The organism is Laspinema olomoucense D3b (assembly GCF_025370785.1).
Lineage (GTDB): Bacteria > Cyanobacteriota > Cyanobacteriia > Cyanobacteriales > Laspinemataceae > Laspinema > Laspinema olomoucense.
On sequence record NZ_JAMXFA010000003.1, the window covers coordinates 275,220 to 298,512 of the forward strand.

The window sequence follows — 23,293 nt, forward strand, 5'->3', positions numbered from 1 at the left end:
CTGGGGATCAAACCTTTTTCATTCTAACGCCTACCTATCGACTATTGTTGAGACTCATGACGATCTCGCTTAAAGGCTACACCATCATTGAAAAAATTTACGAAGGTGTCAACACCATCGTTTATCGTGCTCAACGAGAACTCGACGACCAACGAGTGATCCTCAAGCTCCTCAAAGCCGAGTACCCCACCCCGGAGGAACTGGCCAAACTTCACCATGAATATGAAATTACCCGGAATTTAAACAGTTCAGGAATTATCAAGGTGTATGCCTTGGAAACCTTTGAATACAATCAGCTTGCCTTAGTCCTAGAGGATATGGGCGGGGTTTCCCTCAAACACTATTTGACCGGAATCAGGTTAAATTTAAAAGAATTTTTACAGATCGCCATCCAACTGGCGGAAATTTTAGGAGAAATTCATAACGCTCATATTATTCATCGCGACCTTCATCCTTTAAATATTATTATTCAGGGAAAAACCCAGCAAGTAAAAATTACAGATTTTAGTATTTCTATCGTCCAAAAGGCCGTCAATCCGGGAGCCGTGGAGGGGACATTGCCCTATATGTCCCCGGAACAAACCGGGCGGATGAATCGGGAACTGGATTATCGGTCGGACTTTTATTCTCTGGGGGTAACTTTTTATGAAATGCTCCTGGGGGAACTGCCCTTTAAAGGGACAGACCCGATGGAAATTGTCCATGCTCATTTAGCCAAAAATCCCCGTCCCCTCACGGAAGTTAAGCCAGAAATTCCTCGGGCAGTTTCTAATATCGTGATGAAACTGTTGGCAAAAAACCCAGATGAGCGCTATCAAAGTGCTTACGGACTCAAAGGGGATCTGCTCACCTGTTTAACTCAACTGAATGAAAGCGGCAAAATCACGAAATTCGCCCTAGGGACGGCGGATTTATCCGGGGAATTGCTGGTTTCGGAAAAACTCTATGGGCGCGATCGCGAACTGGCGCTACTCCAAGAAGCCTACTGGAGAATTAGGCGCAAAGCCCCCGTCATCTCCGCCATTTCCGGCACAGACAAAACCGCCGAACTCCCCTCATCATCCTGTGAAATTGTTCTAATTTCCGGCTATTCCGGGGTGGGAAAATCGGCCCTACTTCAGGCGATGCACCAACCCTTGATTAGACAAAATGGCTATTTTATTTCGGGAAAATTTGAACGGTATAGAAGCAATATTCCCTACGGCGGACTGATTGAAGCCTTCCAGCAATTAATGCGCCTAATTTTAAGCGAAAGTGAAGACCGAATCACCGAATGGCGAGAGCAAATTTTATTGCAACTGGGTAAAAATGGTCAAGTGATTATTGACCTGATTCCGGAAGTGGAACTCATTATTGGGAAACAGCCTCCGGTGCCGGTTCTGCCGCCTTCGGAATCGCAGAATCGGTTAAGTGTGGTCTTTCAAAAATTCCTGAGCGTTTTTACGACTCAAGAACATCCGCTGGTGCTATTTTTAGACGATTTACATTGGGCAGATGCTGCATCGATGACCCTGTTACAGGCGATCGTCAGCGCATCCGATCGCCAATGTTTGTTGCTGATTGGAGCCTATCCCGAAAACGAAATCGATAGCCCTCGCCATCCGTTACTCCCAATGATCCGGCGATTTCAACAGTCTGGAGTGCGGGTGACAACGATCGCGCTGGAACCTTTAAATATCGAATGTCTTAACCAACTGATTGCCGATACCCTAAGCTGTCCCACGGTGCGATCGCGACCCTTAGCGGAACTCATCCACCATAAAACTCATGGCAATCCTTTTTTTGTGAGGATGCTGCTCAATTCCCTCATCCAGGATAATCTACTGGTTTGTAACCTCAGTGCAGGGCGTTGGGAGTGGGATCTCCCCAGAATTGAGCAACTTTCCATCACTGATAATGTGGTGGATTTAATGGTCGATAAAATTCAACAGCTTCCCGAATCTACCCAAAAGGCTTTACAAGTTGCCGCTTGTATTGGCAATATCTTTTATATTGATATTCTTGCCCTCGTCAATGAAAAATCTCTTTCAGCTACCGCTACGGACCTCCAAGAAGCGGTACAGCAAGGATTAATTCTACCCGTCGCCAATACTTATAAAATTCCTCTCATTTTTGGCAATGAGGAACCCGTTGCTTTGCCGGTCGATAACTTAGTGGTGGCCTATCAATTCTTGCACGATCGCGTCGCCCAGGTTGCCTATTCTCTGATTTCCGAGGAACGTAAACAACAGGTTCACCTCAAAGTAGGAAAACTCCTGCTCAAACATTGTACTGCCGAAGAACGGGAAGAAAAGCTGTTTGAGATTGTCAATCATTTGAATACGGGCTTGAGTTTAATCGCCTCTCAATCTGAAACCAGTAAAGTGGCTCATCTCAATTTTCTAGCCGGTCAAAAAGCCAAGACTACAATGGCTTATCAAAATGGGGTCAAATATCTATCAAAAGCCCTAGAATTACTCCCCGAAGATAGCTGGATTTCTCGGTATGAATTTACTTTAAATCTCTACAATGAATTAATTGAAGCTGAATATTTAGTGGCAAATTATGAAAGAGCCAATTACCTGGCCCAGGATGCCCTAAAAAACACCCGAACCTTATTAGAAAAGATTGGGATTTACGAAAAGAAAATACAATCTTATGTTTCTCAAAATCAAATGGATAAGGCTATCAATACCGGCGCTATGGTTCTCCAACTGTTAGGAATAACCATGCCGAAACAGCCGAATCAATTCCATCGAATTTGGGGCGCAATCCGTACGAAATGGATTCTCAAAAACAAGAGCCTTGAAGATTTAGCGGCTTTACCACCCATGAGCAATCCTGAACAGTTAGCCGCTATGAGAATTTTAGTCGCCATGACCCCAGCGGCATATATCTCTTCGGTGAATATGTTGCATCTGGTGGTCTATACCATGATAGACCTCTGCGTCAAGTATGGAAACTCCGTGCTTTCTGCCTTTGCTTATGGGTTTTATGGGGTGCTGTTGTATGGTTCCTGGTCAGATATTAAGGGAGGCGATCGCAGTGGTGAACTCGCCTTACGGCTGCTAGAGCAATTTGACGATAAAACCATGAAAGCGAAAGTAGGGGATTTAGTTTATGCCCATATCAAACACGCCAAAATTCCCCTCCAAGATACCATCGATCCCTTAAAAAATGCCTTTACTTATGGCCTCGAAACCGGGGATATTGAATGGGCAGGACACGCCGCCCTGCATTATTGCAATCATAATTTATTTCGAGGAGAACCCCTGGAGGCAGTGGCCGCCGAATCCGATCATTATATTGCTTGGATGGTCCAACTCAAGCTGGATTTTCATGTCCATTACGCGCGGATTTGGCGACAATTCATCCTCAACCTCCAAGGAGAATTACCCAATCCCTGCCTCTTGAGTGGAGACAGCTTTGATGAAGAAACCCTGCTCCCGATTTTGATTCAATCTAACAATACCATGTCGGTATTTGCGGCCTATCTGGCAAAAACCATCTTATGTTATTTATTTGGAGAATATGAACGGGCAGTTTATTATGCTGCTTTAGCAGAAAATTATCAACAAGGCGTAGTCGGGTTACTCAGCGTTAATGAACACAATTTTTACCAGTCTTTAGCCTTACTTGCTCTCTATCCCCAAGGGACACCCGCCCAGAAAATTAAAGGGTTGGCGCGGGTCCAACTGGCCCAGCAAAAAATGAAGCGATGGGCCTTACACGCCCCACAAAACTATCGGCATAAGTATGAATTGATTGAGGCGGAAAAAGCGCGGGTTTTAGGTCGAAAAGTGGCGGCGATGACCCATTACGATCGCGCCATCAAATCCGCCCGCAAATATGGTTACATTCATGAAGCGGCGATCGCCTGCGAACGCGCCGGAGAATTTTATCAGCAACTCAATCTTGACAAAATCACCTCCACCTATATCACCGAAGCTTATTATGCCTATCTGCGTTGGGGGGCAACTCGCAAAGCCAGCGAACTAGATGCCAGCTATTCCAATTCCATCGCCCGAGGGAGTCTGGAGGGACAAGGAGGAGGGGGAGTCCTGAGCACCACCACCACCATTTCAACCACCACGGGTTCTCATGCAGGTTTACTCGATTTAACCGCCTTTGTCAAAGCCTCTGCTGCAATTAATGGCGAAATCGTCCTAGATAATCTGCTGAAAAAACTCATGAAAATTGTCATGGAAAATGCGGGCGCAGAAACCATCTCATTAATTTTAGAAACCAACAATAAACTCTATATTGAAGCCACCGGAACCACTCACGAAACTGAGGTGATCATCGGCCAACATATCCCGGTGGAAAATAGCAGCCGCCTGCCCCTGACTATCATTAACTATGTCGCCCGGACTCAGGAATCGGTGGTGATTAAAGAGGCGATCGCCGAGGAACGCTTCATCCATGACCCCTATATTATCGACTATCAACCCCAGTCCATCCTCTGTGCGCCCATCGTTCATCAGGGCAAACTCATCGGTATTCTCTACTTAGAAAATAACATCACCACCGGGGCCTTTACTCCGGACCGCTTGGAAGTCCTCAAACTGCTCTCCTCCCAAGCTGCTATTTCCATCGATAATGCTCGCCTCTATACCAACTTACTCACCTCATCGGAAGAGTTAGAAACCAAAAATCGGGCCCTGCAAGACCTCGATGAACTCAAAGACGAATTTCTCGCCAGTACCTCCCATGAACTTTGCACTCCCCTGAATGGCATTATCGGGATTACCGAATCCATGTTAGATGGGGCCACGGGAGACCTCAGCGAACTGCAACGGGCCAATCTCTCCCTGGTTGTCTCTAGTGGTCAAACCCTGGCGCAATTGGTCCAGGATTTGCTCGACTTTTCCAAGCTCAAGCATAAAAATATCCAACTTGACCTAAAACCCTTGGGAATGCGAGAAATTACCAACGTCGTCCTCACCATTTGTCAACCCTTAGTGGGAGGGAAAACCCTGCAACTGGTGAATGCCGTGGGGAAAGATGTTCCCCTGGTGGATGCCGATGAAAACCGGGTCCAGCAAATTTTACATAATTTAGTCGGCAATGCCATCAAATATACAGATTCCGGGACCGTTGAAGTTTCGGCGACGGTGTTATCGGGACAAGAAGGACTGATGACAGAAGACGATGAAGGAGCAACAGAGGATGGGGGATGGAGTCGTGTGAGATATCCCCGTTCCATCCTCCAAGGAAGAGTGACTCGCCCTACCGTGGATGCGGAAAACCAACATTTATATTTAGCAATTACCGTCTCAGATACGGGGATTGGGATTACCCAGAGTAAGTTAAGTCAGATTTTTGGACTGTTTGAGCAAAGCGATGGGGCCTCACTCCGCGCTTACGGGTCTGTGGGGTTGGGATTGTCGATCGCCAAGCAACTGGTGGAACTCCATGAGGGTAAAATCTGGGTGGAGTCTGGAGTGGGAGAAGGGTCTCGGTTTACCTTTACCCTGCCCATCTCGGCGAACCAGGTTCAGAACCTGGAAATTGCCTTGCCTGAACCTTCGGAACCCGTTGTCACGGAAGAAGCACTCGCCCCAGTCGCCCTACCGATCGCCCCGGTGGAAGGGTGGCGGACCCGGAGTAATGGCGAGTTCCAAATTTTAATCGTGGATGATGAACCGATTAATTTACAAGTGCTGGTCAATCATTTATCCCTGGAAAATTATGCGATCGCCACGGCGAGTAATGGACCCGAAGCCTTAGCAGAACTGGAAAATGGCTTGCGACCCGATTTGATTTTGCTGGATGTGATGATGCCGAAAATGACCGGCTATGAAGTCTGTCAGCGGATTCGCGAAAAGTTCCCCGCCAATGAGTTACCTGTGGTGTTGTTAACCGCCCGAAATCAAGCCTCGGACATGATGGAAGCCTTTGGCTCTGGGGCCAATGATTATCTGACCAAACCCATCTCCAAAAATGAGCTGTTGGCGCGGATTAAAATGCACATCCAATTGTCTAAAATTAACTTGGCTTATGCCCGCTTTGTGCCAAGAGAGTTTATCCAGTTCCTCGGCTATGACACCATTTTGGATGTGCAATTGGGGGATCAAGTCCAGAAAGATATGACTATTCTGTTCTCGGATATTCGCTCTTTTACCACCCTCTCGGAACGGATGTCCCCTCGGGAGAACTTTAACTTTATTAACTCTTATTTGAGTCGAGTGGGTCCGGTGATTAGAAACCATCATGGGTTTATTGATAAATATATTGGGGATGCGGTGATGGCGCTATTTCCCGATACCGCAGAAGATGCCATGCGCGCGGCGATCGAAATGCAAAAACAGGTGATGATTTACAACGTCCATCGCCAAAAGAGCGGCTATATGCCGATCGCCATTGGGATTGGCTTACATACCGGCAGCTTGATGCTGGGGACCATTGGCGAAGAACAACGCATGGAAACCACAGTGATTTCTGATGCCGTGAATTTGGCCTCCCGGATGGAAGGACTCACTAAATTGTATGGCGCTTCTATCGTGATTAGCGGCCAAACCTTGATTCATTTAGATGACCCCACGAAGTACAATTATCGATTTTTAGGTAAAGTCCAAGTTAAGGGTAAAAAAGACTCGGTTGCAGTGTTTGAAGTGCTAGATTGCTATCCTCAAAGTTTGATTGAGACGAAGTTAGGCTCGCGGACTAAATTTGAGCGAGGCATTGTTTTATATCAAGGGGAAAAATTTGCGGAAGCCCATCAATTGTTTAAAAAAGTCTTAGAAAATAACCCACAAGACCAAGCGGCGCGGTTCTACGTGGAGCGTTGCGAGTATTTCTTGAGACATGGCATCTCGAAAGTTTGGGAGGGGTTAGATCCGCTGAATGTCAATGAGAAATTATAATCCCCCTTTTTACCGTAGCAGCCCGGATTTTTGGGAATAACCTTGTAGAGTGTTCCAGACAGGGGGATGGAAACGCTCAGTTCCGAGGACGCCAGTGGAAGACTGAGCGCCAGGGGACCAGAAAGCGGGTCTCTCGCTCAGGTGCATTACGGATGGCTACAGCGTGTGTCAAGAAACCCGGTTGCTACCCTTTGCGGTAGAAGTGCAGCCCTATTGGGGGAGGTAACCCACCAGACTGCAAGTTCCGAGAAGAATATACCCTTTGAGTTAGCCGATTAGGGGGGGTGATTTTATCGTGCTAGGTTTGGGGGATTTCCATTTTTGGTACAATAAAGGTAGAGTTCCGTAAGCGGGGTTAATTTGTGGGCGAAGACTGTGCCACATCTCGTCCTGTCCTCATTCGCGAATCGAGGTGCGATCGCCTCCGATTGGAGCAGAGGGGGGCGTGAGAAACCAATGGATTACCGGCACTGGCGTCAAGGTTATCCCGGGTGTAGGAGGGTAGGAGCACTTTCCAGGCGGAGTGTGAACGCCACAGGACAATCCATTGTCGAAACTGTCACTCTATTCCTCCAATTTTGGATGTAAACTCGACAAAATTAAGGGAGTTGGATTGAGGAAGACTGCAAAGCGCGGCGAGAGCAGCGCAAGGTGTAAAAGCCTTCCCTGAATCAAGTGGCTTCATCCACGGGAGGAAGCCTAAAAAAATCAGGGAATTTGCCGAGGTTTTTCCTAAATTTGAGTATTTCTAAGTCCTAACCCCAGGCAGATGAAAAATCCTGACCTTGGGAAAGATAATTAGAAATAGCAACTTAAGTAACAATAAAAAAGTCGAGGAATAAAAGAGGGTGCGTAACCTATCCCAGGAGATGATTGAGATGATGAATACCAAACTGATGAATACCAAACTGTTGAGTCTATTATTCGCCCTGCCCGTTCTGGTCACGACTGGCAGCAATACTTTCGCTAGAGATGGAATGTTAAAGTCTGCTGACCCTGGACTATTTTTAGGGCAGCAATCGAATTCTGTGGTGACTCAAGAGGAGTCTAGGTCACAGGAACTCTTGGTGGCCGCTAGGGGGGAACAACCCGGAAAATGCGAGTTATTAGGGATTTGCAAATAAGCTCCGAGCACGGGATCACGGTTGATTCACCCAGGAACAATCCATCGCTTCACCAGGAAGGGTAGAAATTTGAGCAGGAACCTAGGAAATCGGGATAAACGGGGGCGATCGCACCCTGAATAAGTTTTCTCAGAACTAGGGCGAAATGACGGCGGTTTTTCAGATGCTTTAAACCTCGGAAACAGACAGTGAGGGGTGAGTGCGCCCTCCGGGATGTAGACCAGACGCTCTAATCCCGTTTAAATTGAGTTGAAAGCAATAAAAGCATGACGGTCTCTGGGGAGCGAATCATTGAAGGGACCTCTATTACCGGGCTTACCCGACTGCTCTTTTGAGGAAAGAGAAAGCGAGTTGTGGCGTGGAAGAAAGCCTCTACAGCTTGGAACCCAGGGGAACAGAACTGAACCTGAATACCCGATCAGGACTCACCGTAGCTAACGGAGACTGAGCTAAGGGGAAACCCCGTAGGACATGGATTGACGATTCAAACCGTCACATCAAAAACCGGGGTGTCTGGTCCAGATAGGTCACGAATTGATAGAGATTTGATGAGGAAACCCGGTATTCTGGCCGCTGTACCCATACCCCAGGGGGGTTGGTTTCTGCCCGGGAGTACAGCGAAGTAACTGGGGTAGGTACGGTCTTCCGGTGGAAAAACCCTGATGGGAAAAAAACCCATTTGCTGTTAATCTTAGAAGTGTTGACGTTTTCGGTTTTTCTTTCAGGGGATTAGTGGCTTCTACCCAGTTCAAAAACCAAGGGCAAGGGTGATGGAAATTAATTTGAGAAAATTTTATCAAGCGTGTAACCCCAGTAAGACGTTATCCATTGGAAATCCGGAGGATAGACCGTATTATATTGATTTCTCCGGGGTCCGAGGGGGTAAAATTATTGAGGAGTTGGGCCGAACCATTACCCGATTGTCTCCGGATATTCCCACTTGCCAGTTATTTACGGGACATATTGGTTGTGGGAAATCCACGGAGTTGTTACGGTTAAAGTCTCAATTGGAAGAGGCAGAATTTCATGTGGTGTATTTTGAGTCCTCTCGGGACTTGGAAATGGCCGATGTGGATATTTCTGATATTTTGCTGGCGATCGCCAGACAGGTGACGGAAAATCTAGCAGTCAGTGGAATTCCCCTGACCTCTAGCTATTTTACCAAGCTGTTTAAAGAAATTACGGAAGTCTGGCAAGCGCCTATTGATATTGACCCCTCGGCGGATTTAGCGATTTCGATCGCGCAAATTACCAGCCAAGCGAAAGAAAGTCCTAAACTGCGAACGCAGTTACGGCAATATTTAGAACCGCGTACCAGTGGGATTTTACAATCGATTAATGAGGATATTCTTTCGGCGGCAACTCAAGAGTTGCAACGAAGAGACAAACGGGGGTTAGTGGTGATTGTAGATAACCTCGATCGCGTGGATAATCGACCGTTACCCTCTGGGCGATCGCAAACGGAATATTTATTCGTTGATCGGGGTGAACAACTTCGCAAACTTAAATGTCATTTAGTTTATACGATTCCCCTTTCTTTAATGTTTTCCCATGAATCCGAAGCGCTCAAAAGCCGCTTGGGGGCGGGGGTGGCCCCGAAAGTGCTGCCAATGGTGCCCGTACGATCGCGCGATGGGGAAGACTTTGAGGAAGGGTTAGAGTTACTCCGGCAAATGGTCCTGGCGCGGGCATTTCCTGAACTGACACCCCGAGAACGGCTAGACTTAATTACCCAAGTCTTTGATAGTGCGGAAACCTTAGACCGCTTGTGCCGGATTAGTGGTGGCCATGTGCGAAATTTATTGGGGTTGATCTATCGATGCTTACAACAAGAAGACCCGCCTTTTGGTCGAGAAACGATTGAAACTGTCATTTCGGAACGGCGGAACGACTTGGTACTGGCGATCGCCCCGACGGATTGGGAACTGCTCAATCAAGTGCATGATACCAAAAATGTTAGAGGCGAGGCCGCCTATCAACATTTATTGCGAAGTATGTTTGTGTTTGAATACCGCGATCGCGACTCCGGTCGCTGGTTTGATATCAACCCCATTTTGGCAGAAGCCCAATCCAAAAAGGAAGCCCTCTCTTCGTCTTTTCCCCTGCCTAAAATCCCGAGTCGAGTACCCAAGACCCACGATGACGGTTGAACCATGATGAATCTACAGTATGACGACGCCGAAGTCAGGCGCAATGAACAATCTTTAAAGGTTTTACACCGGGCAATTTCCTTTTCTCAAGGGCAGTTTTCCTTGATTTTGGCGCGGTGTAATTATGCTAGTTTGCGCGATCGCGTCACCGCAGACCTGCATGATTCCGTCTCTGTAGATATTCGAGAACTTCATCTGTCCACTTCGGTACGGACGCTTTACAAAACCATTCAAGATGAAATTGGCACAGAAGAACCCCAGGCATTAATGGTATTTGGACTCGAATCGGTCAGTCATTTGGATCGTCTGTTTATGGCTGCCAATCAGGTTCGGGAAGAGTTTAGAAAGCACTTTCCTTTTCCCATTGTATTTTGGGTGGATGACCGGGTTTTAAAGAGCTTTATTCGCGTGGCCCCCGATTTTGAAAGCTGGGCCACCAGTACGGAGTTTTCTCTTTCCACGCCAGCGGCGATCGAGACGATCGCGATCAGTGTTGATCGGGTGCTCTCCGAGGTGGTGGAACGGGGTTCCCTCAACTTTATTCCTAACTCAACTATTCTGGGACCCCGCAACTGCCTGGAGTTAGGATTTGCCAAACAAGAATTAAGCGATCGCCAGGTGCAGTTGGTTCCCGAACTGGAAGCCAGCTTACACTTTGTGCTGGGTCGGGATGATTATGCCAGCGATCGTCTGGATTTGGCCTTAAAACGCTATCACCAAAGCTTGGCCTTTTGGCAACAACAAATCCCCCGTTCCTCCAGCTACAACGGTCAAAAAGATTCGATTGCTGGAGGCGATCGCCAGTCTATTCCCTTCATTCCCCTCACCTCTAGCCCCTCTCCCCTGATTTGGGAAATGCCACCCTTGCAGTATTACTTACAACAGGGAGTGGTGTTGTTTCACATCGGACTTTGTTACTGTCGTTTAGCACAACTGGATCAACCCCAGGAACAACAGCATTTACAAGAGGCCCGATATTATTTAGAAGAATGTATCCGGGTCTTTGAGGAGTCTCAGCATCCGGAATTAGTCGCCAAGTTTATCGGACAACTGGGCGAGATTTTGCAGCGGTTACAGGCATGGGATGCCTTATCCATTGTTGCCAAAAAATCGATTACCTTGCATCAACATGGCAAACCCCAGGAGTTAGCCCGGGATTATGGATTTTTGGCTGAGGTTGCCTTGCAGCAGTCCCAGTGGGAAAAAGCGCGGAACTTTGCCAAACGCGCCCTAGAGGTCCTCTCCCATGCCCCCAAGGTGCTGATTCCCCGGCCTCATGGGTTATATTTACTGCTGTTGGCCCGGGCTTTTGCTCACTTGGAGCAGGGGGAACAGGCGATTTCTCACTTGCACCTCGCCGAACAGCAGACCGATCCGCAGTATGACTTACAGTTATATCGCCGGATTTTAGAGGAGTTGCGATCGCTGTATTTTCAACAGTCGGAATATCTAAAAGCCTTTGAAATTAAGCAAAAACAGCGGGCAGTTGAGGCTCAGTTTGGCTTGCGGGCTTTTATTGGGGCTGGACGTTTACAAGCGCGACTCCACACTTTGAATCCCTCCTTGATGGTGAGTGCTCAACCCACTCATGTTCCGGTGGAAATTGCCACATCGGGACGGGAAGGGGATGTGAATCGCTTAATCGAACGCTTGGGTCGGAATGACTACCGACTCACGGTGATTCATGGTCATTCCGGGGTGGGAAAAAGTTCCTTGGTCCAAGCGGGATTAGTGCCGGTCCTCAAACAAACGGCGATCGCCGCTAGAAATGCCTTCCCGGTTCTTCTGCAAGTGTACACCGATTGGGTCACCGGCTTGAAGCAAGGCATCGAACGGGGACTAGAAGAGTCTGGATATGACCGGGATGACTCGGGACGATTAACAGGAAATACGACTCCTCCTCTGGATTTCAATACCCCTCAGTTCTCGGAGAAGGTTCAAGAATTACTGACCGAATTGCATCGCAATAACGAGCGCAATTTACTGACGGTCTTAATTTTTGACCAATTTGAAGAATTCTTTTTTGTGGAAACTGACCCAGGTCAGAGACAGGAATTCTATCAATTCTTAAATGCCTGCGTTAATGTTCCCTTTGTCAAAGTAATTTTTTCTTTACGAGAAGATTACTTACATTATTTGCTGGAGTGCGAACGCCTGGGGAATCTGGAGGTGGTGGATCAAGATATTCTGAATAAAAAGTTCCGCTATTACCTGGGAAATCTCTCCCAGGCGAAAGCACGGCAAGTGATTGAAAGCTTGACCCAACGGGCTCAATTTTATTTAGAACCCGCCTTAATTGAGGAATTGGTTGAGGACCTGGCCGATCGCGTCGGGGAGGTGCGTCCCATTGAGTTACAAGTGGTCGGTGCTCAACTGCAAGCGGAGAACATCACCACCTTAGCGCAATATCGGCAATCCGGGCCGAAAGAGAAACTGGTGCAACGCTTCTTAGAAGAGGCGATCGCAGACTGTGGCCCAGAAAATGAATATACAGCCCGGTTGTTGCTCTATTTCCTCACGGAAGAAAGCGGCATTCGTCCCCTGAAAAAGCAAGCGGAGTTATTAGCCGATTTAACCCCGGAATTAGCGGTTAATCCTGATAATTTAGAAGAAATTTTAAAAATCCTGGAAAAGGCCGGGTTAGTGTTTGTGCTGCCGGAACTTCCGGAAAGCCGCTATCAGTTGGTTCATGATTATTTAGTGAAATTTATCCGAGAACAAGACCGCATCCAAGCCGGATTAAAAGGGTTACGAGAAAAAAACAAAGAATTGCAAGCGACGAATTTAAAACTCCATCAAGAGAAAGAAGTTCAGGCGCAATTAACCCAATCCAAGGAGCGAGAAAAGTGGATGCAGACCCAACTGAATTGGATCCTGGCGATTATGGTTGCGGGGTTTGGTTTGTTGAGTTGGCAAACCTTTTCTAAAAGCCTCAAGGCTGAGATTGCTGAACTGGAAGCCAAAAATTTATCTTCGGAAGCATTGCGCCTGAAAAACAACGAATTTGGGGCGTTGGTGAATAGTCTTCAGGTCGGGCAGAAAACCTCCGAAATCATCAAATCGCCCTTTACGATGCGATCGCCTCTGTCCTTGGAAATGCAGACCGCCAGTGTCTTACAACTGGCCTATACGGTTCGAGAAGTCAACCGCTTAGAACAACATAAAAACAGTGTAGTCAGCGTCACCTTTTCCAATGATGGCGAACTGATTGCCACGGCCAGTACGGATAAAACCGTTAAACTTTTTACGGCTGATGGTCGCTTGGTGCAGACCCTGAATGGCCATGAAAAGTCCGTTACCCGAGTCGCATTTAGTCCCGATGGACAAACCATCGCCTCCACCAGTACCGATGGCACTATCAAACTTTGGCAGCGCGATGGCACATTGATCCGCACCCTCACTGGCCACAGTCTCGGGGTCACCAGCGCCAGCTTTTCTCCCGATGGACAAATCCTGGCCTCCAGCAGTCAAGATAGAACCATTAAACTCTGGAACCTCCAGGGACAGCTACTCCGTACCATTAATACGGAGAATGCACCGATTCTGTTCGTGCGGTTTTCCCCCGATGGACAGACGATCGCCTCCGCCAGTTTAGATAATACGGTCAAACTGTGGGACATTAACGGCAACGCGATCGCCACCTTTACCGGCCATGAACAAGGGGTAACCAGTGTGAGTTTCTCCCCGGACGGACAAACCCTTGCCTCCGGTAGCATCGATAAAACCGTCAAGCTGTGGAGACGCAACGGCAGCCAAATCGCCACTCTACGCGGACATACAGAAACCGTCCTCGGAGTCAGCTTCAGTCCCGATGGCACCACCGTAGCCAGCGCTAGTGTCGATCGCACGGCCAAATTGTGGCGTCAAGACCCGCAAACGAAGCAATGGGTGGAAAGTGATACTCTGCAGGGACATCGCGATGAAGTCTGGGGTGTAAGCTTTTCTCCTGATGGCCAAACCATCGCCACCGCCAGTTTGGACAATACGGTGAAACTCTGGAACAGTGTTCCCCGAGAACTTCCGGGATTTCGGCAACATACCGATGAAGTCTTGGTAGTTGCTTTTTCTCCCAATGGCCGCGTGCTCGCCTCCGCCAGCAAAGATAACACGGTCATGCTGTGGCAACGCAACGGGAACAAAATTGCCGACTTAAGAGGACATCAGGATGACGTCTGGAACCTGAGTTTTAGTCCCGATGGCGAACTCTTTGCCACGGCAAGCGCCGACAAGACGGTAAAACTCTGGAGTAAATCCAAACAGGATTTAATGGCTACTTTAGAGGGTCATCAGGACCGAGTGTTGGGAATTGATTTCAGTCCCGACGGACAACAGGTGATCTCCGGCAGTGGGGACGGGATGGCGATTCTCTGGAGTAAGACGGGACAACGACTTCGCACATTTCGGGCGGATGAAAGTTCCCTGAATAGCGTTACCTTTTCCCCCGATGGTAAACTCATTGCCACCGCTGGGGGGGATAGTACGGTTAAACTCTGGAATTTAGAAGGGAAACTGGTCCGGTCTATCGGGGAACATCAGGGGGAGGTATATAGTGTGGCCTTCTCTCCCGATGGAGAACAGATTGCCACGGCCAGTCAGGATAAAACGGTAAAAATTTGGAGTAAAGACGGCAAGGCGATCGCCACCCTAGAGGGTCATATTCGGTCCGTGTACTGGGTGGCTTATAGTCCCAATGGACAATTGATTGCCACGGCAAGTGAGGATAAGACGGTGAAACTTTGGACCAAAGATGGCAAGGCGATCGCCACCCTGGAAGGTCACAATGATGCCGTCCTGAGTCTGAGTTTCAGTCCGGATAGTAAAACTTTGGCCTCTTCCAGTAAGGATAAAACTGTGATTTTATGGAACTTGAACCTGGAAGATTTGTTAACCCGTAGTTGCTTGTGGGTGGATGATTATTTGGCGAATAGTTCTCGGGTGAGAGAGGGCGATCGGGCTGTGTGCGATCAGATTTTGAGGGAGAAGGGGGAGTAAACCACTGATTTCACGGATTTTCACTGAGGGGATGATTGGGGGATGAGGATTGCTGATTTGGGTGATTATAGTATGTTTGCTCGATTACCCACACTAACCTAACCCCCCAACCCCCTTCCCGGCGAGGGAAGGGGGAGAAGAAGAAAGAAGGGTGGATTAATCTAAAACACCATTTCTCCCCCATCTCCCCCATCCTCCCCATCCTCCCCATCCTCCCCATCTCCCTCCTAGGGAAGGGGGTTAGGTCAATCACGATTACGCCAGGACTGGAGTCCGTTGCTTTTGTTGTGCCATTTCTTGCAAGCGCGCAATCCGTTCTTCGGTGGGGGGATGGGTGCGGAATAAGGATTGTAATCCTTTGGCATTAAGAGGATTGACAATTAGCAAGGGAGAAAATGCGGGATTGCCATTCATGGGAATTTGTCGTCCCATTGCTTCCAATTTCTCTAAGGCACTGGCTAAGGCTAAGGGATTTTCGGTGATTTCTGCTGAACCGATATCAGCGGCAAATTCTCGGGTTCGGGAAATGGCCATCTGAATTAATCCGGCAGACAGCGGTGCTAAAACCACCAGGAACAATAATCCCAGGGGGTTGACGCCTTGGCGATTGTCTCGGGTGACGGGACCGTATAATGCGCCAAAGGTGAGAATTCGTCCTACAAAGGTAATCGCACCGCCAATGGTTCCGGCTACGGCTTGGGTGAGGGTGTCGCGGTTTTTGACGTGAGTCAGTTCGTGGGCTAAGACTCCTTCTAGTTCTTCTGGGGTGAGGAGTTTTCTCAGTCCTTGGGTGACGGCAACCGCAGCATTGTTCGGATCTCGACCTGTGGCAAAGGCATTCGGGGTCTGGGTGGGGACCGTAAACAGTTTCGGCATAGGAATTTCGGCCCGATCGCTCAATCGAGCGACCATATCGTACAATTCAGGGTCTTCCTGCCGTTCCATTGGTCTAGCACGATAGGCCATTAATGCGGCGCGATCGGAAAAGTACCAGGAACTCAAACTGCTCGCAGCAGCTAAAATTAATCCAAAAATTAAGCCTTGCTCGTTACCCATTAACGCATAGCTTCCCAGGACGAGAAGTCCGCTTAACAGTCCCAGTAATGCTGCCGTTTTAACTTGATTGCCCAACATAAATGTGATGCAGTTATAGATTTTACTTTTTATTCCTCTTAGTTTGGCAATAAAGGAGGCGATCGCAACTCTATCCTCTGTATGAACTCCATCTCCCTCCTCTGGCATAGATTGACGAGGGTCGGGCAATATCCGGGATTTCAAGTGGCGCCGGAACTGAAATCGAAACACCACCTTGCGATCGCCTGGATTACCATACTCTAGTTCTGCCTCAATTTCTCCCCGTCCAGCCGCCATAATTTTAGGGTTTAATTCCGCCTTACTCACCCACTGAAGTTCCTGGGAAAAAAATATAGCGCCTCATCGCCCAAACTCCCATCAGAATCAATTCCATATTCCCTTCATAAAACCCCTTATAACCGCTGTGATATTCGATAATCACTCCCGGAATTTATCCCTTAAATCGGTAAAGAAGCTCCTTCCATAACCCTGTTCATGATGGTTTCGCCTACAAGACTGTGAAGCAGGAATGTTACAATTTAACCGGGGAGATGGGGCAAAAGGGGGTTTTTATGACGAATCAGAATCGGGGACCGATGGATGTTGAGACGGGCGATCGCGTCACTGAATCCTTACAAGAACAGCTTGCATCGGCACAGTGTCGTTGTGAGGCATTGGAGTTGGCTTTACAACAGAGGGAAGAGGAATTAACGAATGCTCAGACTCTGCAAGCATCTTTAGTGGCTTCTCAACAGCGCGAGGAACGATACAGAACTCTCTTTGAACGCGCACCGATTGGGATGGTTTTAATCAGTTGGGAGACGCAAGGTTTTGTTGAAGTTAATCCCACCTTTTGTACTTTGTTGGGCTATTCTGATTCCGAACTGGCTGCCCTGACTTGGGCAGAGATTACTTACCTAGAAGAGTGGGAAAAAGAGGGAGAATTTCTCCTACAAAGGGATAAGTTTCAGGAAATTTACACCTATCAAACAGAGAAACGGTTGATTTGCAAGAATGGGGAGATTTTGTGGGTACATCTATCGGTTTCGGTCCTGGAGGATAGCCAGGGGAATCCGCTGTATCTGTTGGGGACAATTCAGGATGATAGCGATCGCCTCCGCACTCAATGCGCCCTCAAGGAAAGTCAAGAACGACTACAAAACGTTTTGGATACCTTGCCGCTTGGGGTCTGGATTACGGATGCCGATGGCACCATTCTTCAAGGAAATCCTGCGGGGCAAAAAATTTGGAGCGGTGCTCGATATGTGGGAAGGGAACGCTATCATGAATATCGAGGATGGTGGCCGGATACTGGAAAGCAACTCTCTAGTGAAGAATGGGGGTTATCCCGTACCTTGCGAACCGGACAAACCATTTTGAATGAAGAAATTGACATTGAGGATTTTAATGGCAAGCGGAAAACAATTCTCAACTCGACGATGCCCTTACGGAATCAAGCGGGGGTGGTGGTTGGTGCAATTTCTGTCAATCAAGATATCACCGAGCAACGGTTGGTGGAAAAGGCACTGTGGGAAAATCAGCGGCTAATTCAACAAATTACTGATGCCACTCCCACCATTTTATATCTGTATGACTTGGTGGAAAATCGGAATATCTATTCCAACCACCATTTGAACGACATTCTCGGTTATCTTCCCGAAGAGATTCAAAATATGGGACCCGATTTTTTGCCGAATTCGATTCATCCGGAAGATTGGCCCAGGGTGGTAGAAAACCGGCTAAAATTAATGGGGTCTAAGGATGAGGAGATTATTGAAACTGAGTATCGGATGCGTGATGCTCAGGGAGAATGGCACTGGTTAGTGAGTCGAGATACTATCTTTTCTCGCACGCCGGAAGGGGCTGCCCAACAGATTTTGGGGATGGGTTTGGATATCAGCCGTCGCAAGCGCGCAGAAGCGGAATTGGCGGAATATCGTCAACAATTGGAGGCATTAGTTCAGCATCGCACAGCGGAACTTCAAAACACCAATCAACAGTTGGAACGGGAAATTGCCGATCGCATTCGCGCAGAGATCCAGCTTCGGGAGAGCGAAACTCGCTATCGGTTGTTAGCTGAAAATGCCACGGATCTGATTTGTCTTCATACCCCCGAGGGAGTATATCAGTATGTTTCCCCTTCCTGCTTCACTCTGTTGGGGTATCACCCCTCTGAACTAATCGGGCATTCGGCTTATGAGTGGATACATCCCCAGGATATCCCCGAGGTGGAAATTTCCCATCGGGCAGTTTTAGAAGTGTTGGGTCCGTTCCAGTTGGTTTACCGGCTTCGTCATAAAGACGGACATTATATGTGGTTCGAGACGAATGCTCAAGCTATCTGTCATCAGGAAACAGGGGAGGTGGTCAAAATTCAAGCGGCTTCCCGGGATATCAGCGATCGCCAGCGCATTGAAAAAGAACTCGCCCAACATACCGCTGATTTAGCCCGTTCTAATGCGGAGTTAGAGCAATTTGCCTATATTGCCTCTCATGATTTGCAAGAACCCCTCCGCATGGTTGCCAGTTATACTCAATTACTAGCCCTGCGCTACCCGGAAAAACTCGATGCTCAAGCAAATAAATACATTGCATATATTCTCGATGGCGCAACTCGGATGCAGCAACTGATTCATGACCTCTTGCAGTATTCGCGGGTGGGAACCCACGGTAAATCCTTCAATTTGGTGGATTGTAATGAAATTATAACTCGGGCTATTTCTAATTTAAAAATTGCTATTCGTGAAAGTAATGCCAGGGTAACTTGGCAGAATTTACCCCAGGTTCATGGGGATAAAACTCAATTACTCCAGTTATTTCAAAACTTGATTGCTAACGCGATTAAATATCGAGGCTTGCTAATTCCAGAGGTGCAGATTGAGGCTCGTCATATAGAGGGGGAATGGTTATTTTCTGTGCAGGATAATGGCATTGGCATCGACCCCAAACATGGCGATCGCATCTTTCAAATTTTCCAACGGTTGCATACCCGTGAGGAATATGCCGGGACCGGAATTGGTTTAGCCATTTGCAAGCGCATTGTCCAACGACATCGGGGCCATATTTGGGTTGAGTCAGAACCCGATCACGGGGCGATTTTCTACTTTACTCTCGCTAATTCTAGCCCGATTGAGGAGTGATTTCTGCTCCGGATCCATTAACCTAGCCTGACTATTGCTCCCGGATGGCGGCCCCAACCCCAGGGAGAGTCGAACCCGGGCGGCGATCGCCAACGGGATACCAGGGAAAAACAGCGGGGTCATGGATTGCCTTTAAACCCCAAGCCTGACACGATGTCAATGACCGAAATCTCCCGTTGCTAAAAGCCGTATTATTCTACCCTCCTGGGCTATTGCCCCAGATTTTTTACTAAAAACACTTGAAAGTTTACTCTTTCGCTGATAAAATTTTTAGCTAAATTGCTTTTAATAAGCGGAATTATAGCAGGAAGAAAAAAATCCCAGGGTTTAAATCCCGGGAGAAACTTCTAAAGGGGTGGTCCACCCTGACCCCGGGAAAGGGTCTAGGTTCCTCAAACAGAAACCAGACGAGCCATTGGGTAAATTAATCTTTCCTCCCTAAAAAGAGGCGGGAAAACCGAACGACAGTCACCCCCTTTCCCAGAGATATTAAAAGGACCGTTTCCTTGTCGTCAAAACATGATTCCGCTCAGACTGATATCAATTCCGATCTCTCTTGACTCTCTCCTGACTCTCAAACCGGCAGTGCCAAACTGCCCACTTAGTCTCACCCGCTCACCAAATTGATGAAGATGCCCTATCTGGCGGATTCTTCCCGACTAGACCGGCCTGTAAGCCCTGTTGAGAGTTTACGCAATTTAATGGAGAAGCACGATGAATCAAGAAGTGATCAATATCCTATTAGTGGAGGATAATTTCGGGGACGCCGAACTGTTTCAGGACATTTTAGAAATGAGTCCGGAGAGTCTGGCTTGGAACGTGACTCACGTGAGTCGATTAGCAGAGGCCCTCGCTCAAGTTGATCCCGATCCCGTCCAAGTTATCCTGTTAGATCTCTCACTTTCAGATAGTCAAGGACTTCAGACCCTCATGACCCTGCGGGAAAAAGCTCCCACTCTCCCTATTGTGGTTCTGACGGGGTTAAATGATGAACAACTGGGGATTACTGCAGTCCGGGAAGGTGCTCAAAATTACCTGGTGAAAGGGTTAGTCAGTGGAGGCATGATCACCTGCGCAATGTTGTATGCGATCGAGCGCCAAAAAATTGAAATGGTCCTGCATTACTGCTTAAAACAAGAACAGGAACTGCCAAAAATTAAATCGCGATTTAGCTCAATGCTCTCTCATGAATTACACAATCCACTCACTACTATTCTAGCCTTGGCAGACTTAGTGGAAAAATTGACTGAGGAATTTAGCGAGCAGAAAAAACGGGAGATGAATCGGAAAATTAAAGAGTCTGCGGGACCTATGAATAAAATCCTCGATGATCTGCGGGTACTCTGGCATCAGGAATCACCAGAACCCGCGCTATTTAACCCGAGTTGGTTTGATCTGCCGGAATTTTATCAAAAGTTGGGCGCTGGGTTTCAAATCCAACTGGATAATCACTGCTCCCCAAAAACTAATTCCCTTGAATTAATATTTGTGAGCCAGGTCAAGTCCTATCCAGTGTCCTTAGACCTCAATCTGCTGGAACAAATATTGACCAACCGGCTCTCAAAGGCGATTAAATATTCTCCCAATGGCTGCCCGGTTCAATTGGAGCTAATGGCGGACTCAAATCCGGTGATTTTTCCGATTCAGGATTCCGGAATCGGGATTCCCCCATCCCAACAAGAGCGCTTATTCACCTCCTTTTATGGCGCCACCAATACTCAGGGGATCTCGGGGACGGGCCTCGGTTTATCCATTGTCAAAAATGCGGTGGATGTGCAAGGTGGAACGATTCAGGTAAACAGTGAACTCGCCAGGGGTTCTACGTTTATGGAGACCTTACCCTTAATGGTTAGCCCTGTTTAAATGGCCCCCTCGATCTGTTTGAACCCCGTTTAATTCAACTCAGCCTGGGCGGGCCTTGGGGTGAGGTATCGTTCCCATTTTTAAGGGGTTTGAATTAAACAAATATTAAGATAGTTTCTTTCAAGAGTCATAAACACTTGAGGTAGAATTAGAAAAGTATTTACTTTCCCTTAAAATCAATTCTATTAAATGAAGAGTAAAATAATGAAGATTTTATTAGTGGAGGACAATCGGGCAGATGCGGAACTTTTACAAGAGGTTTTATCTGATTTTGGCGAGGATAAGTTTACGTTTGCTCACGTTTGGCGCATCAGCGAAGCCCTAAAACAGTTGGCAAAAACTGAGTTTGATGTAGTTTTATTAGATTTATCTTTGCCTGATTCCTGGGGGTTAGAAACGCTGATGCAAGTGCAAAACCAAGCCCCCACGATCCCGGTGGTGGTGTTGACGGGTTCTCAGGACGAAGAACAGGCGATCGAGGCGGTTCGCAAAGGCGCCCAGGATTATCTCCTCAAGGGACAACTGGTGGGAGCACTGTTGGTCCGGGCGATCCACCATGCGATCGAGCGTAATCGCACTTTAGAAGCTCTGCGGCGCAGTGAGGAGCGATTTCAAACTCTGGCAGCAGAACTGGATTTGCAAGTCCAAGAACGCACGCGGCAGTTACAACGTGCCTTAGAAAAAGAAGCGATGCTGAATCGGATTACCGAGAAACTGCGCGACAGTCTGGATGAACGGCAAATTTTGCAGACGGCAGTCAGAGAGTTAGCGCTTGCCTTAGAATCGGATTATTGTAACGCGGCTCTCTACCAAACGTCACCCCAGGTAGGAACTGTGTGTTATGAATATACTCACAACAAGCTGTCCGACTTAGGGGAGGCGATTAGGCAGGTTCCGGAGATTTATGGACGGTTACTGCATCAGGATTGTGTGCAGTTTTGTCCCATCTTCCTGAATGAGTTTCCCCAGGGAATGACCATTCTGGTGACTCCGATTTTCGGCGAAAGTGGGGCGATCGGGAACTTATGTTTATGCAAACCCGCCCACGAGAAATTCAGCCTCACAGAAATCGGGCTGGTGCAGCAAGTGGCGTCCCAATGCGCGATCGCCGTCCGTCAAGCGCGATTGTATCAAGCTTCCCTCGCCCAAGTGCAAGAACTAGAGCGTCTGAATCGCCTGAAAGATGATTTTCTCAGTACCGTCAGTCATGAATTACGCACCCCGATCGCAAATATCAAAATGGCGGTGCAAATTTTGGAAATGGTGGAACAAAAACGGCAACAGGAGTCCTCCTCGGTGACGACATCATCGGAGGGGAGAGGGAGCAAACCCCCTCATAGCCTCGATCGCGCCGAGGGGTATTTTAAGATTTTGCGGGAAGAGTGCGATCGGGAAATTCGCCTGATCGATAGTATTCTGGAGTTACAACGCCTGGAAGCGGCGATCGAACCCGTCTCGTTTACCCCGGTTTTGATACAACAGTGGGTGGGAAATGTTGTGGCCCCTTTTATCCAAAAAGTGCAAAAGACCCAACAAATCTTGGATGTAGATATCGACCCAGCGCTGCCCCCGGTTCTCTGCGATTCAGACATTTTACAGAGAATTCTCACGGAATTGCTAGAAAATGCCTGCAAATATACCCCCGCCCAAGGCACGATCAAAATTAGGGCGCATTGCGATCGCTCCCGGTTCCATCTGCAAGTGAGCAATTCCAGCCTAGAAATCCCCCCCAGCGAATTAACTCACGTTTTTGATAAATTCTACCGCGTTCCCAGTTCCGACCCTTGGAAACATGGGGGAACCGGATTGGGATTAGCGCTGGTTCGTAAACAAACTGAATATATCGGGGGCCAAATCAAAGTGACCAGCGCATTTGGGGAAACCTGCTTTACCCTAGAATTGCCTCTTTCCCCCTTGCATTCCTTGACGGAAGGTTGTGAGAGCGTGAACACCGGGTCCTAAATCCCTCCTGCGATTCTCCTAGGCTTATCCCATCACCGTCCCGGGAATTTCTAAACTTCCGGTCTTGATTTCACTGCCCAAACCCAAACCTGACCCTGTAAAATGGGAAGAGGTTATCACGAACAGTTAAGGGCCTCCCTTGG

At 47.9% G+C, this 23,293-nt stretch carries 8 protein-coding genes; 7 read left to right on the forward strand and 1 reads right to left on the reverse strand.

From position 1 onward, the window contains the following. The first annotated feature begins 56 nt into the window (after window positions 1-56). The 4 genes from NG792_RS03575 to NG792_RS03590 all read left to right on the forward strand — a co-directional run bounded on the left by NG792_RS03575 (window position 57) and on the right by NG792_RS03590 (window position 15,111). Window positions 57-6,845, forward strand: coding sequence for an AAA family ATPase (locus NG792_RS03575; protein ID WP_261234546.1), 6,789 nt, complete (start codon window positions 57-59; stop codon window positions 6,843-6,845). A gap of 848 nt (window positions 6,846-7,693) precedes the next feature. Continuing rightward, window positions 7,694-7,969 carry a hypothetical protein gene (locus tag NG792_RS03580; RefSeq protein ID WP_261200283.1) on the forward strand — a complete coding sequence of 92 codons (276 nt, stop codon included), beginning with the start codon at window positions 7,694-7,696 and terminating at the stop codon, window positions 7,967-7,969. Between the two features lie 770 nt (window positions 7,970-8,739). Further along, window positions 8,740-10,119, forward strand: a complete 1,380-nt coding sequence (locus NG792_RS03585) for an ATP-binding protein (protein ID WP_261234547.1) — start codon at window positions 8,740-8,742, stop codon at window positions 10,117-10,119. A gap of 3 nt (window positions 10,120-10,122) precedes the next feature. Next, window positions 10,123-15,111, forward strand: a complete 4,989-nt coding sequence (locus NG792_RS03590; protein WP_261234548.1) for a WD40 domain-containing protein — start codon at window positions 10,123-10,125, stop codon at window positions 15,109-15,111. A gap of 255 nt (window positions 15,112-15,366) precedes the next feature. On the opposite strand, the gene NG792_RS03595 is transcribed toward NG792_RS03590, so the two are convergent. Continuing rightward, on the reverse strand, window positions 15,367-16,512 hold the full coding sequence (locus NG792_RS03595) for a M48 family metalloprotease (RefSeq protein ID WP_317619491.1): 1,146 nt from the start codon (window positions 16,510-16,512) through the stop codon (window positions 15,367-15,369). Between the two features lie 245 nt (window positions 16,513-16,757). Between NG792_RS03595 and NG792_RS03600 the strand changes: the two genes are divergently transcribed. The 3 genes from NG792_RS03600 to NG792_RS03610 all read left to right on the forward strand — a co-directional run bounded on the left by NG792_RS03600 (window position 16,758) and on the right by NG792_RS03610 (window position 23,150). Next, window positions 16,758-19,325 (forward strand): PAS domain S-box protein, encoded by a 2,568-nt coding sequence (locus tag NG792_RS03600; protein ID WP_261234549.1) that lies wholly within the window; start codon window positions 16,758-16,760, stop codon window positions 19,323-19,325. Between the two features lie 714 nt (window positions 19,326-20,039). Further along, window positions 20,040-21,188 carry an ATP-binding response regulator gene (locus NG792_RS03605; protein ID WP_261234551.1) on the forward strand — a complete coding sequence of 383 codons (1,149 nt, stop codon included), beginning with the start codon at window positions 20,040-20,042 and terminating at the stop codon, window positions 21,186-21,188. Window positions 21,189-21,392: 204 nt separating this feature from the next. After that, window positions 21,393-23,150, forward strand: a complete 1,758-nt coding sequence (locus NG792_RS03610) for a hybrid sensor histidine kinase/response regulator (RefSeq protein ID WP_261200289.1) — start codon at window positions 21,393-21,395, stop codon at window positions 23,148-23,150. Window positions 23,151-23,293: the final 143 nt, after the last annotated feature.

Coding starts and splice junctions, on each gene's coding strand:
- NG792_RS03585 (WP_261234547.1), top strand. CDS start 8,740: ATGGAAATTAATTTGAGAAAATTTTATCAAGCGTGTAACCCCAGTAAG.
- NG792_RS03600 (WP_261234549.1), top strand. CDS start 16,758: ATGACGAATCAGAATCGGGGACCGATGGATGTTGAGACGGGCGATCGC.
- NG792_RS03575 (WP_261234546.1), top strand. CDS start 57: ATGACGATCTCGCTTAAAGGCTACACCATCATTGAAAAAATTTACGAA.
- NG792_RS03610 (WP_261200289.1), top strand. CDS start 21,393: ATGAAGATTTTATTAGTGGAGGACAATCGGGCAGATGCGGAACTTTTA.
- NG792_RS03590 (WP_261234548.1), top strand. CDS start 10,123: ATGATGAATCTACAGTATGACGACGCCGAAGTCAGGCGCAATGAACAA.
- NG792_RS03605 (WP_261234551.1), top strand. CDS start 20,040: ATGAATCAAGAAGTGATCAATATCCTATTAGTGGAGGATAATTTCGGG.